We start from the raw sequence: 10854 nt of genomic DNA on the forward strand, positions 1-10854 counted from the left end.
GTTGGCCGGCAGGCCGGAGAGGGCCTTTTCTCATGCGATTGCCTGGCGCGCAGAGTGAGAGAGAGAGAGACGCCGGCACCGGACCTTTGCCCGGCCACGTTCACCGCCGCGCGCAATCCGTATCTCCGCGCGAGCCCCCGTCGGCCAGCCCCTTTCACCCCGCCGGAAACCGGAACACGCCGGCCACCCGCCGCCGCCATCCCGGCACCAGCGCCGAGCGCACCACGCCGGCCTGTTCATACGCATGGATGAAATGCGAGGGGCCTTCCAGAACCCCGCAATGCCTGGCCGGCAATCCTGCGCGAAAGCGGAAGATCAGCACGTCGCCCGCCTCGGCCTTGCCCAGCCCGTCGACCGTCACCAGATGCCGCGACGCGGCGTCGAGCAGCCGCTCGCCGCCGCCATTCTCCCGGCTGCCACCACGCTCGGCCCAGTCGGCGGCATAAGGCCCCGGCGTCTCCGGCTCGTCGCCGTAGAGCTCGCGCCACAGCCCGCGGATCAGTCCGAGACAATCGCAGCCCACGCTCTTTGCCGTCCCCTGGTGGCGATAGGGCGTGCCGATCCAGTCGCGCGCCAGGTCAACGACGCGGGCGCCGGCCAGCGGTTCAGTCATAGAGCGGACTGCCGTCATGCACGGTCTCTCCATCGACATAGGAATAGGCAAAGTCGCTGCCGGGCATATGCGGAAAGCCGCGGAAATTCAGCCCGTTGCCGAAACGGCGCCGGCAGGTCGAAAACGTCTTGTCGCAGCCGGCCGTAATAGAAAAGCCGTCGCCCACCCCGGGCGCCGCATCGAGCGGCAGGAAAAACCGGATCAGCAGGTCCGCCTCTTCCGTCTCGGTCGTCTCCAGGTCTGCGGCAAGGCCGGCAAGCGGCCCGCCTGAAAACTGCAAAACCCCGCGATCGAAAAACCCGGCGGCGAAGCTGGAAAGCCCGGCGGCCCGGATCACCTCGGTCCCGGTCTGGGTCACCACGCCGTTGCCGCGCCAGGCAGCCAGATCCACCCGGCAGCGGGCGTCGCCCAGCATGGCGTCGCAGCGCCGGTTGAAGATCCGGCCTTTCTCCTGGCCCAGCCTGTGCATCAGGCTGCGCAGTTCGGCGGTAAAGGCGCCGCCCGCCCGGCTCACCTCGCCGATCTCCTCGACACGCAGCAGCACATGGCTGTCCGGCGTCTGCCAGTCGACCAGCAGCACCTCGACCCGGGCACCGTCATAGCGGCCGGCCCGCAGGTCCTCCTCGGTGATCGCCGCATCGGAAAACCCGCCCGTCACCGTCGAGCCCGTTGCGGCAAAGCCGCTTTCGGCCGTCGTCTCCGAGGCCCGGAAGCCGCTCGCGGCCCGAAACATCGTGCCCCCGACGACAAGATCCCGGTCATGTTCGGTAAAGCCGAGCACCACGCCGTCGCGCCGCGTCACCCGCCAGCACTGGCAAAGCGTGGTCGCCCCGGTGGCGATCCGGGCGGCAAGCCCGTCGGGCAGCGTCTTCATGGCAGCACCTCGATCAGCGGAATGGCCGGAATGCGCCCGGCGGCAAAGGCCGACAGGTTGATCTCGATCCGGTCGGTGTCGAAGCGCACCGGCACGTCGAAGGCAAAGCCCGCCGTCACCGCCGCCCCGGCCGCCGGCACATGGCCGCCGGCAAAGGTGACGATCCCGGTGGCGCTATCCACGGCAAAGGCACCCGCCGCCTGCTCGACACCCGCCACCGCCACTCGAACGGTGCCCGCCACCGGCTTTGCGATCGCCCGCACCGTGCTGGCGCCCGCATCGCCATAGATCTTCACCAGCGGAAACACCGCCGTCTCGCCGTCGCCTGCGCCGATCACCTGGTCGCCGGGCCCGACCGGCCTCCCCGGCGGCGCCGAGGATCCGTCGATCGGATCGCGGAACCGGAACCCGTTCAGCTGTCCGCTGCGCGCCTCGAAAAACGCGAGCACGGCATAGAGATCGGCGACCGAGCGCAGGCCCGATCCCGCATCATAGACCCGCCGCGACCCGGCCCAGCGCCGGTTGCGCGCCTCGCGCCCGTTCGACAGGTTGACGATATCCGTCCGCCGGACCGGACCGCCGCTGGCGCTCAGCGACACCCGCAGCGGAAACTGCACCTCATGAAATCCGGTCATTCAATGGCTCCATGGTTCACCCGCCAGGCGCGCATGCCCGCAGCCGGAACAGGTCCGGTAAACACGCGTGTCCGCACGTGTTCTGGCTTTTTGTTATTACGCATCTCCGGACGGAAAACCGCGACCGCACTTTTCGTGGAAATGCTCCGGTTCGGCCTCCCCTCGGGCAGCGCTATCGCAGAGAAGACATTCGCCCTCTCAAATCCGCCCGCCCGCCCCCTCCCCCGAAGCACGGACACTCCCTGCGCAACCAACCTGACGCGCCCTCGGCGGTCAGGCGCGCGCAGTTGCGCGGCCTGCTCTGCCCTTGTCGCGGAGAGGGGCCGGCAATCTGCAAGGGCCGCATTTCAACATCGGCCCCGGCGTCGAGCCGGTCCGGGACGGCTCGGGAAAGCACGATCTCGCGAAGCCCGCGACGGGCAGACGTCACCCCGAACACGCATCGCCGTCGGCGATCAGGTTCCCCGCCGCCCCCGCGCGACACTGCGCGCCAGCATGGCGGTGATCTGTCCCTCGCTCTTGCGAAAACTCTCCGCGTCGGTGGCCGTCACGTTGAACACGATCTGGGCCGGCGCCTGCCCGCCATTGAGGCTGACGCCGAGCGATCCGTCGGCGCCGCGCTGCAGCGGCAGGATCGCCTCCGAGCCCGCCTCGCCCATCAGCCCGGTGCCGCCGCCCATCGCAAACAGGGTCGGGCGGGTCACCACCCCGCCATCGGCAAATGGCGTTACCCGGCCGGGCACGCCCCCTTGCGCGAAGGCGAAAAGGTTGCCGAGCCCGGCCGTCAGGCTCGCCCCGGCGGAAGAGACCAGCCCCTCCAGCGGCTTCAGCCCCGCCTTCAGCCCGATATCGGCAAGCCGGGTCCCGAGCCCCTTCAGAACGTCGTCGAAATCCTTGCCGCCGACCACGGCCCCCGACAGCGCGCCGGTCATCGCCCGGCCGAAGCTTGTCGCCCGCGTTTCCAGATCGGCGAGGGCCGCCAGCGCCCGGCTGGCATCCAGATCGACGCCGAGCGTCACATCGTCATCCTCGTCCATCGCTTTTCTCCATCCGCCTGTGCCTTGCGCGACATCGCGACGCGCAACTTCCATCACCCCACTGCGGCGCCGCCGGCCATGCGGTGAGCGCGCCGTCAGCCGTCCGGATAGCGCGCCATCAGCGCCGCCAGCCGGGTTCTGCCGAAGCGCTCGCCCCGCCCCGCAAGTCCGCCGGTCAGCGCCACGAATTCGGGCAGCGTCAGGGTCCAGAATTTCTTCGGCTCAAGCCGCAGCAGAGAAAGCCCGGCATGCAGCATCGCGTCCCAGGGGATCGTCTCCCGCTCCGACGCCCCCGCTGCAGGCCCGCGGCTCACCGCTGCGGCGCGCAAGGGCCCGGCGCAACGGCGCCTCCCCCTGTCCCGCCGACCGCCCCGCCGGTCACCTCGGCTGCGCCAGCCTCGCTTTCCACGAGACCGGGACCGCCGCCCCTTCGTCTCACGCCGCTGGCCGGGAAACCGCCCGGTTGATCCGCGCCCCGCTCGCCGTCGGCGCCGGGCCCTTCGCCCGCCGCGCCAAATGTCACGCGCAACAGGTCGCCGACCAGCCGCGCCGCGCCTTCGACCCCGCCCTCGAGGCTCAGCATCGCCACGTCCTCGTCGGCGATGGCGTTGCCGGCGCCGCGCAGTCCGGCGCCCAGAATGGCGATCAGGTCGCCGGCCCGCAGCCGCCCGGCCGACAGCCGCGCTGCCAGCATGCCCAGGCTGTCTGCCCCCAGCGCCGTCTCCAGTTCGGCCAGCGCCCCGAGCGTCAGGCAGAGGATCCGGCGCTCGCCGTCGATCATCCCCTCGACCTCGCCGCGCCTGCGGTTGGCCCGGCAGGCAAGCCGCCTTTCCTGCGCCGCCGCGCCCATCACAGCGCCCCGAAGGCGAGGCTGCCGGCCGATTCCAGCGCAATCTCGAAGGTGAGCTCCCCGTCGTGATTGCCGGAATAGTCGAGCGCCGAGATCTGGAAAGGCCCGGTCACCGTGCCGAAATCGGGGATCACCACCTGCATCGGCACCAGGCTTGCGGCAAAAAAGGCATTGCGGATCAGCGCGTCGGAGCCGGCATCCTTGAACAGGCCGGACCCGGAAATCGCCGCCCGCTGCACCCCGGCGCCGCCGAGCAGCTCGCGCCAGCGCCCGGCGCTCTCGCCGTCGGTCACATCGACCGTCTGCGCATTGAAGGCGAGCCGCCTGGCCCGCAGCCCCGCCACCGTCTGATAGGCCTCACCGTCATGCACCTTGACCAGCAGGTCCTTGCCCTTCTGCACGCTCATCGCGGTCTCCTTCGATGTGTGGATTTGTCTGTTGTTTCGGCGTGTCTGGCGCGGCGGGGGTCCTGCGCCTTGGCGCGATCATCCTTGGGCCACGCAAGCGCGCGGGCCTGAAGCCCCGTTACGTGCGGCAATTGCCACGCCACGCCTCCTCCTCACCCGCGAGCCGCGCTTGCGCGAGAGAGGGTACCGCCCGAGCAAACCGCATCCCTGCGCCCTCGTCGTCCTCGGGTTACCCCGAGGATCCGAGCCTCGAACGCCAACGACGGGAACGCACAACCGCAAGGATAGAAGCGGCCGCCAAACGTCCCCTCATCTCCCAGCCGGGGTATGCGCTGCGCGGGAACACTTCGGGCCCCCTGGTCCGTCGCGCCTTATTCTTTCCGCTCGCAATCGCCCATGGCTAGCGACTTAGTCTTGTCCGCCCCCTCTGGCCTGCCGGCCATCTCGACCACATGGGGGCGAAAACGCGCGGGACCCGACGGCCTCATCTGCCGGGCGTGCCGCAGGTCAAGCCCTCCCCCTTGTGGAGGGTTGGGAGGGGATCTTTCAGCAGGGAATACGGGCTTGCGACCGGAAAAACAGGCGTTGCGCGCAGGGCATGCCTTCCGTCGCCCGTTTGGCTGGAATTGGCCCCAAAAGCACGCCGAACCGGCAACCGCCTCGGATGCCGCTCGCTCACACCACCCTGTCGTCGCACAGCCGGCAATGCTGGTCCGTCTCGATCTCCACCTGCAGCGTCACATGCCCGATCCGGTGCCGGGTGCGCAGATCCTCTGCCACCCCGTGCAGAAACGCGTCGCCCGGATGCCCCGCCGGCATGAACAGGTGGCAGGTGAGCGCATTTTCGGTCGTCGACAGCGCCCAGATATGCAGGTCGTGCAGCCGCTCCACCCCCGGCAGCGCCTCCAGATCAGTGCGCACCTTGCTCTGGTCGATGCCGCGCGGCACCGCGTCCATGGCAAGGCTCAGGCTGTCGCGCAGCAGTCCCCAGGTGCTGACGAGGATCACCACGGCGATCGCCAGGCTGATCGCCGGGTCGAGCCACAGCCAGCCGGTCGCGCCGATCAGCAGGGCGGCGATGATCACGCCGACCGTCACCCCGGCATCGGCCGCCATATGCAGAAAGGCGCCGCGAATATTCAGGTCGTCCTTGGCGCCGCGCATGAACAGCATCGCCGTGCCGGCATTGACCACCACGCCGATTGCCGCCACCCAGATGATCATGCCGCTGTCCACCGGCTGCGGCGCGTAGAGCCGGTGCACCGCCTCGATCAGGATCGCGCCCACCGCCACCAGCAGGATGACGGCATTGGCAAGCGAGGCGAGGATCGGCGCCCGCTTGAAACCATAGGTGCGGGTCAGCGACGGCGGCCGGGCGGCAAGCGTCGCCGCCACCCAGGCAATCACCAGACCCAGCACGTCGGAAAGATTGTGCCCGGCATCCGCCAGCAGCGCCAGCGAGCCCGACATCAGGCCGAACACGGCCTCCAGCGCGACATAGACGATGTTGAGCGTGATACCGATCGCGAACGCCTTGCCGAAGGTCGCCGGCGCATGCGAATGCCCGCCCGGACCATGGTCATGTCCATGATGACCGTGCCCATGCTTGTGGTCGTGTTTGTGATCGTGCCCGTTACCATGGGCGTGATCGCTGTCGGTATGGGCGGGGCGGGTCTCGTGTGCGTGTGGCAAGGGCTTCGGCTTTCCGTAGGTCTCGTGCGTGCGGGTCTTTCGCTCACCCGGACAGATAACTGCCGGAGGGCGGCCAGGTTCGATCATGGCGGACACTAATTCCTCTAGCCACTAGAGCTTCAAGTCCGTTTTTTTCTCACCCGATCGATATCCCGGCGAATCCTGCCCCGGCAGACCGAAAATCCGCCCGGCTTTGCCAATGGCCGCGATCCTGCTGACAGATCCTGGCCAGCCGCCACCGCTTTGCCCACAACTCTCCCTTGCAGCAGGCCGGCGTCACGGCTAGAAGATAGCGTCTGCCCTCTCCCGCCGGATCTCCCATCCATGTCGCCCGCCGATATAGCCCGCTCATGTCACCAGACCGCCTCCGCCTGATTGCCGTGCTCGCCGTCAGCCAGATCGTCGGCTGGGGCACCACTTTCGACATGCCGGGCGTGCTCGGCCGAACCATTGCCGGCGATCTCGATCTGGCCAACGAGGTGGCCTTTGCCGGCCTGACGGTGATGATGGTGACGGGCGGACTGCTCGGGCCCCTGACCGGCCGGCTGCTGTCGCGCCATGGCGCGGCCCGGGTGCTGGCCTCGGGTTCGGTTTCCTTTGCCCTCGGGCTGGCCCTGCTGGCGCTGGCGGCCGGGCCGATCCTGTATTTCGCCGCCTGGGGCCTGCTCGGCATCGGCGCCGCCTTCGGCCTTTCGGTCCCCTGCTATGCCGCCGTCGTCGAGCGCGAGGGACAGGATGCCAAGCGCACCATCGCCCTGCTGATGATCTTCACCGGCCTCTCGGCGGCAATCTTCTGGCCTATCTGGTCGGCGCTCGACGGCATTATCGGCTGGCGCAATGCAGCCCTTCTCGCCGCCGCCCTGCAATTCTTCGTGCTGGCCCCGCTGCATCTCTTCGCGCTGCCGAAGGTCGTTGCCCATGACGACACCAAACGGGCCGCCGCCGCCATCGAGCCCCTCGCCTTGACGCCGGCCATGGCGATGACCGCCATCGTGCTGATCGGCCTCGTCTCGGCCGCCTTCAACCTGGTCGGCGTCGGCATCGGCACCCAGCTGATCCCCTTCCTGCAATCGGCCGGCGCCACGCCGGCGCTGGCGCTGCAGCTCGGGTCGCTGCGCTCGGTGTTCGGCATTTCCGCCCGCGCCGTCGATCTCGTCACCGGCAAGCGCGGTTCGGCGCTGCTTTCCGGCACGATTGCCGCGGGGCTGATCCTGGTGTCCCTGCCCTTGCTGTGGTTTTCCGGCGGCAATCCTGTCTTGCTGCTCGCCTTCGTCGCCTGCTACGGCTTCGGCTCGGGCATTGCCGCGGTCACCCGGGCGCTTCTGCCGCTCTCCTTCGTCTCGCCCGCCCGCTATGCAAGGGTCTCGGCCAATCTGTCGCTGACCAGCAATCTTGCCATGGCGACCGCCCCGGTCATCACCACCGCCGTCCTCGACCGTGCCGGCACCCATGGATTGATCACCTATTGCGGCCTGCTGGCCGCGTTCACGCTTGCCGGCCTTGTCTGGCTCGGACTGATCGCCCGGCGCGGACGCCTGGCCCCTTCGCCCGCCCTGCAGAGGGGGGGCTTCTGATCGTCGGCGTGATCCCGCAGCCGGTCCCCGGTCGCGGCAAGGGCCATCAGCGGCTTGCCTTTTCCCAGCCGGCGGTGCGGGCCTCGCTTTCCGAACAGAACCACCGCTCGCCATATTCGGTGCGAATGATCGTCCGGTCGTAATCCTCTTGGCCGGGTGTGTGATAGATGTGCCGGCCCGACTGAACGGCAATATTGCCCTTGATGTTGCAGCCGGGGTCGAGCATCGCCCGGGCCGTCGAGCCCGGATGATCGGTGTTGGTCAGGACCAGCGTGTAAGCCAGTGTTGCGAAGACGAGAAGTGTTTTCATGAGCACATCCTGACATAAACTCTTTGCAGCTCCGTTGAACCCGTCGCAACAATTGCACAGATCAGCATACGCCCTGATTTTCCGGGCAAACGCCGCCCTGTCCGCCCCCGTCCGTCAGTCCTCCACCACCACCCGGAATTGCGTCTCGGCCAGGAAATACGCGCTCTTGGCCGCGCGCCGGCTCGACGTTCTCCGGTGGTCGAGCGACACCGGCCCCCGCGCCCCGAGCGACAGATCCGCCTGACTGAGCGCCGCGCGCAGGGCCGCTGCGATCGCCTCGGCCGCGCGCCGCCCGCTTGCCCAGGCCTCATAGGTCAGCAGGATCTCGCTCACCCCGCCACCATCGGCGCCGATCTGTCGCGTCTCCACCGCGCCGGTCACCAGGCAGGGCAAGATCCGCGCCTCCGGTCGCCGGTCGAAGATCGACGCCCCGACCAGGCCTTGCAGATCGGCATCCGCTGTCAGCCGCGCATGAATGGCCGTCAGCACCGCATTGACCGGATCGCTCATCGCCTTGCCTTTCCGGGACTGCCGTTTGCGGCCTCGTCCCCTTTCGCCACCTCTGCCGCCCCCTCTGGCGCGCCCTCTGGTGGTTGCCCCCCGCGCGCAGCGGCCGGCCCCGCTTCGGCGCCGACCACCGAAGGTCCCTTGGGTCTCGCGACCGCCGCCAGCCGCCCCAGCACCAGCGCGCGCAGCGCCTGCGCCAGATCGCCCGATGTCGTCGAGATCGACCGTTTCACGCGCCCGCCTCCTCGACGGAGGCCAGCAGCAAGCGGCCGGTTTCGTCGGGGTCGCGCAGGCTCCGGATGACGAACAGCCGCAGGCCCTTTCGAAACCGCATGCCGCTTGCGATGCCCGCGCGGTGGCGCAGCCAGACGCGGTGCGTCACCGTCACCGTCTCGGCCCCCGCCACCTCCTCGACACGGGCCGCCAGCGGCTCGATCCGGCACCAGAGCGATGCCACCGCCTCGAACGTGACCACGGCCCCGCCCTGCCCGTCCGGCATTTCCACCGGCTGCTCCAGCCAGAGCCGCGCCGTCAGCGCCCCCGGGTCGAGCGACACGCCGGCCATCAGAGCGCCCTCCGGCCATAGGGCGCGATCAGCCGTTCATAGCCGTCCGGAATGGCCGCCGGCTGGTCGCCCGGCGGCACCACGCCGCGATAGGCAAACATCAGCGCCACATGCATCAGGATGGCCCGCTTCAATTCGTCCGGAACCTCGGCCCCGGTCTCGCCGAAACCGGCGGTAAAATCGATCTCGATGCCGTTCAGCGCCCGTCCGGGCGCCGGCCGCTCGGACAGCCAGAGCCGCGCCGGCCGGCTTGCGCCGTCCAGATAATGTCCGGAAAGCGCGGCAGGGCTTGCCGCCCCGGCCGCGTCATAGACCGTCACCGCGTCCACCCGCATCACCGGCCCATGGTCGATCCGCACGATCCCGCTTATCGGCCAGCAGTCCAGGTAAAGCCTGTAGCGCTGGGTGATCAGGGCAATCCCCGCCATGCGTTCCAGATGCCGCGTAGCAATCGAGATCAGCGCGCCCACCAGCGCGTCCTCCTCGACCCCGTCGATGCGCATATGCGCCTTGGCCTCGGCCAGCGTCACCGGCTCGACACCCGGCCCCTCGATCAGAGCATAGGTCATGCATGTCTCCAGATTGTCAGGATAGAGAATTGGAAAACTGAAATGCGCGACCACGGCCAGCAGCGCGCGCCAGACGGTATCCGCAGGACGGTTCGAGACCCGTGGCCCGGCCCAAATCAGGCCGACGCGGACAGAAGGCTGTTGCAGCGTGCAAGAGAACGCGGCGCACTCAGCCAGAGCAGCAGATGCCGGCAGTCCACAGATCCGTCACGCTCGCCGATACCCCCTCTGCCCTGCCGGGGTCGGCCGAGCTCTTTTCGAATGGGCAGTGGCTACTCGCCGAGAGCGGAGCATCAGCCTTTTTGATTGGACCCGATCCTCGCGCTGCACCATTCCAACACCGAATGGGAGCAAGGATATCGGCGAAGTTGCGTCTGGATCGATACCGGGGCGCAAGTTGCCGAAGCTTCAGCTCACGATAGCTTAATTGAGATTTCCTCCGTAATGACCGCAACGGCCCGGGAGCCGTCATGCGGCATCTTCGAGTGGAATGGTCCTGCCCCTGGAATGCGGCGTCGCGAAAGCCGGATCGAGCGGCCGCCCCCAGCCGATCTCCCCCCCTTGATGGGGAGATGCCCGGCAGGGCAGAGGGGGGTAAGCGACACCCGCGCCCGGTCGGTCTGCCGCAGTCCCCCTCTCCCCGCGCGAAGCTGCGCCGTTGCACTCGAATGCCAATGACCGCAACGGCCCGGGAGCCGTCATGCGGCATCTTCGAATTGAATGGTCCTGCCCCTGGAACGCAGCATCGCGAAAGCCGAATCGAGCGGCCGCCCCCAGCCGATCTCCCCCCTTGAGGGGGAGATGCCCGGCAGGGCAGAGGGGGGTAAGCGACACCCGCGGCCGTCGGTCTGCCGCAGTCCCCCTCTCCCCGCGCGAAGCTGCGCCGTTGCATTCGACTGCCGATGACCACTTTGGCCCGGAAGCCGTCATGCGGCATCTTCGAGTGGATTGGTCCTGCCCCTGGAATGCAGCGTCGCGAAAGCCGGATCGAGCGGCCGCCCCCAGCCGATCTCCCCCCTTGAGGGGGAGATGCCCGGCAGGGCAGAGGGGGGTAAGCGACGCCCGCGCCCCGTCGGTCTGCCGCAGTCCCCCTCTCCCCGCGCGCAGCTGCGCCGTTGCATTCGACTGCCAATGACCGCAACGGCCCGGGAGCCGTCATGCGGCATCTTCGAGTTGAATGGTCCTGCCCCTGGAACGCAGCATCGCGAAAGCCGAATCGAG

General features: G+C 68.6%; 13 protein-coding genes and 1 pseudogene. 1 reads left to right on the forward strand and 13 read right to left on the reverse strand.

Translation table 11 applies throughout. The features are described from left to right. Nucleotides 1-154: 154 nt before the first annotated feature. The 8 genes and pseudogenes from J2Z17_RS11585 to J2Z17_RS11620 form a co-directional block, all read right to left on the reverse strand. Complete coding sequence (locus tag J2Z17_RS11585; protein WP_209945064.1) at nucleotides 155-613, reverse strand: NlpC/P60 family protein; 459 nt, start codon at nucleotides 611-613, stop codon at nucleotides 155-157. Beyond that, nucleotides 606-1487, reverse strand: a complete 882-nt coding sequence (locus tag J2Z17_RS11590) for a DUF2163 domain-containing protein (protein ID WP_209945066.1) — start codon at nucleotides 1485-1487, stop codon at nucleotides 606-608. Before J2Z17_RS11590 ends, J2Z17_RS11585 begins: the two co-directional genes overlap by 8 nt. Continuing rightward, nucleotides 1484-2122, reverse strand: a complete 639-nt coding sequence (locus tag J2Z17_RS11595; protein WP_209945068.1) for a DUF2460 domain-containing protein — start codon at nucleotides 2120-2122, stop codon at nucleotides 1484-1486. The genes J2Z17_RS11590 and J2Z17_RS11595 overlap by 4 nt, the downstream gene beginning before the upstream one ends. Before the next feature lie 455 nt (nucleotides 2123-2577). Beyond that, nucleotides 2578-3159, reverse strand: coding sequence for a phage tail tape measure protein (locus tag J2Z17_RS11600; RefSeq protein WP_245224025.1), 582 nt, complete (start codon nucleotides 3157-3159; stop codon nucleotides 2578-2580). Between the two features lie 95 nt (nucleotides 3160-3254). Then, nucleotides 3255-3473 carry a phage tail assembly chaperone gene (locus J2Z17_RS11605; protein WP_342454398.1) on the reverse strand — a complete coding sequence of 73 codons (219 nt, stop codon included), beginning with the start codon at nucleotides 3471-3473 and terminating at the stop codon, nucleotides 3255-3257. A 179-nt stretch (nucleotides 3474-3652) separates the two neighbouring features. Continuing rightward, a pseudogene (locus J2Z17_RS25195) lies at nucleotides 3653-4009 on the reverse strand (gene transfer agent family protein); the annotation flags it as partial. Then, nucleotides 4009-4416 (reverse strand): phage major tail protein, TP901-1 family, encoded by a 408-nt coding sequence (locus J2Z17_RS11615; RefSeq protein ID WP_209945072.1) that lies wholly within the window; start codon nucleotides 4414-4416, stop codon nucleotides 4009-4011. The gene J2Z17_RS11615 and the pseudogene J2Z17_RS25195, both read right to left, overlap by 1 nt. A gap of 675 nt (nucleotides 4417-5091) precedes the next feature. Then, entirely contained in the window at nucleotides 5092-6195 is a 1104-nt protein-coding gene (locus tag J2Z17_RS11620; RefSeq protein WP_209945074.1) for a cation diffusion facilitator family transporter, read from the reverse strand. A gap of 263 nt (nucleotides 6196-6458) precedes the next feature. Between J2Z17_RS11620 and J2Z17_RS11625 the strand changes: the two genes are divergently transcribed. Next, nucleotides 6459-7682: an MFS transporter gene (locus tag J2Z17_RS11625; RefSeq protein ID WP_209945076.1), complete on the forward strand. Its 1224-nt coding sequence runs from the start codon at nucleotides 6459-6461 to the stop codon at nucleotides 7680-7682. A 46-nt stretch (nucleotides 7683-7728) separates the two neighbouring features. Here J2Z17_RS11625 and J2Z17_RS11630 read toward each other — a convergent pair whose 3' ends face one another. The 5 genes from J2Z17_RS11630 to J2Z17_RS11650 form a co-directional block, all read right to left on the reverse strand. Further along, nucleotides 7729-7992, reverse strand: a complete 264-nt coding sequence (locus tag J2Z17_RS11630; protein ID WP_209945078.1) for a sunset domain-containing protein — start codon at nucleotides 7990-7992, stop codon at nucleotides 7729-7731. A gap of 114 nt (nucleotides 7993-8106) precedes the next feature. Continuing rightward, nucleotides 8107-8502, reverse strand: coding sequence for a DUF3168 domain-containing protein (locus J2Z17_RS11635; protein ID WP_209945080.1), 396 nt, complete (start codon nucleotides 8500-8502; stop codon nucleotides 8107-8109). Further along, nucleotides 8499-8732 (reverse strand): hypothetical protein, encoded by a 234-nt coding sequence (locus J2Z17_RS11640; RefSeq protein WP_209945082.1) that lies wholly within the window; start codon nucleotides 8730-8732, stop codon nucleotides 8499-8501. The genes J2Z17_RS11635 and J2Z17_RS11640 overlap by 4 nt, the downstream gene beginning before the upstream one ends. Continuing rightward, nucleotides 8729-9064: a phage head closure protein gene (locus J2Z17_RS11645; RefSeq protein WP_209945084.1), complete on the reverse strand. Its 336-nt coding sequence runs from the start codon at nucleotides 9062-9064 to the stop codon at nucleotides 8729-8731. The genes J2Z17_RS11640 and J2Z17_RS11645 overlap by 4 nt, the downstream gene beginning before the upstream one ends. Further along, nucleotides 9064-9633 carry a head-tail connector protein gene (locus J2Z17_RS11650; protein ID WP_209945086.1) on the reverse strand — a complete coding sequence of 190 codons (570 nt, stop codon included), beginning with the start codon at nucleotides 9631-9633 and terminating at the stop codon, nucleotides 9064-9066. Before J2Z17_RS11650 ends, J2Z17_RS11645 begins: the two co-directional genes overlap by 1 nt. Nucleotides 9634-10854: the final 1221 nt, after the last annotated feature.

The organism is Heterorhizobium halophytocola (genome assembly GCF_017873095.1).
Taxonomy (GTDB): Bacteria; Pseudomonadota; Alphaproteobacteria; order Rhizobiales; family Rhizobiaceae; genus Allorhizobium; species Allorhizobium halophytocola.

What these genes read in the sequence shown, in the direction of transcription:
- J2Z17_RS11585 (WP_209945064.1), bottom strand. Translation starts at nt 613, where the DNA reads ATGACTGAACCGCTGGCCGGCGCCCGCGTCGTTGACCTGGCGCGCGAC.
- J2Z17_RS11590 (WP_209945066.1), bottom strand. Translation starts at nt 1,487, where the DNA reads ATGAAGACGCTGCCCGACGGGCTTGCCGCCCGGATCGCCACCGGGGCG.
- J2Z17_RS11595 (WP_209945068.1), bottom strand. Translation starts at nt 2,122, where the DNA reads ATGACCGGATTTCATGAGGTGCAGTTTCCGCTGCGGGTGTCGCTGAGC.
- J2Z17_RS11600 (WP_245224025.1), bottom strand. Translation starts at nt 3,159, where the DNA reads ATGGACGAGGATGACGATGTGACGCTCGGCGTCGATCTGGATGCCAGC.
- J2Z17_RS11615 (WP_209945072.1), bottom strand. Translation starts at nt 4,416, where the DNA reads ATGAGCGTGCAGAAGGGCAAGGACCTGCTGGTCAAGGTGCATGACGGT.
- J2Z17_RS11620 (WP_209945074.1), bottom strand. Translation starts at nt 6,195, where the DNA reads ATGATCGAACCTGGCCGCCCTCCGGCAGTTATCTGTCCGGGTGAGCGA.
- J2Z17_RS11625 (WP_209945076.1), top strand. Translation starts at nt 6,459, where the DNA reads ATGTCACCAGACCGCCTCCGCCTGATTGCCGTGCTCGCCGTCAGCCAG.
- J2Z17_RS11630 (WP_209945078.1), bottom strand. Translation starts at nt 7,992, where the DNA reads ATGAAAACACTTCTCGTCTTCGCAACACTGGCTTACACGCTGGTCCTG.
- J2Z17_RS11635 (WP_209945080.1), bottom strand. Translation starts at nt 8,502, where the DNA reads ATGAGCGATCCGGTCAATGCGGTGCTGACGGCCATTCATGCGCGGCTG.
- J2Z17_RS11645 (WP_209945084.1), bottom strand. Translation starts at nt 9,064, where the DNA reads ATGGCCGGCGTGTCGCTCGACCCGGGGGCGCTGACGGCGCGGCTCTGG.
- J2Z17_RS11650 (WP_209945086.1), bottom strand. Translation starts at nt 9,633, where the DNA reads ATGACCTATGCTCTGATCGAGGGGCCGGGTGTCGAGCCGGTGACGCTG.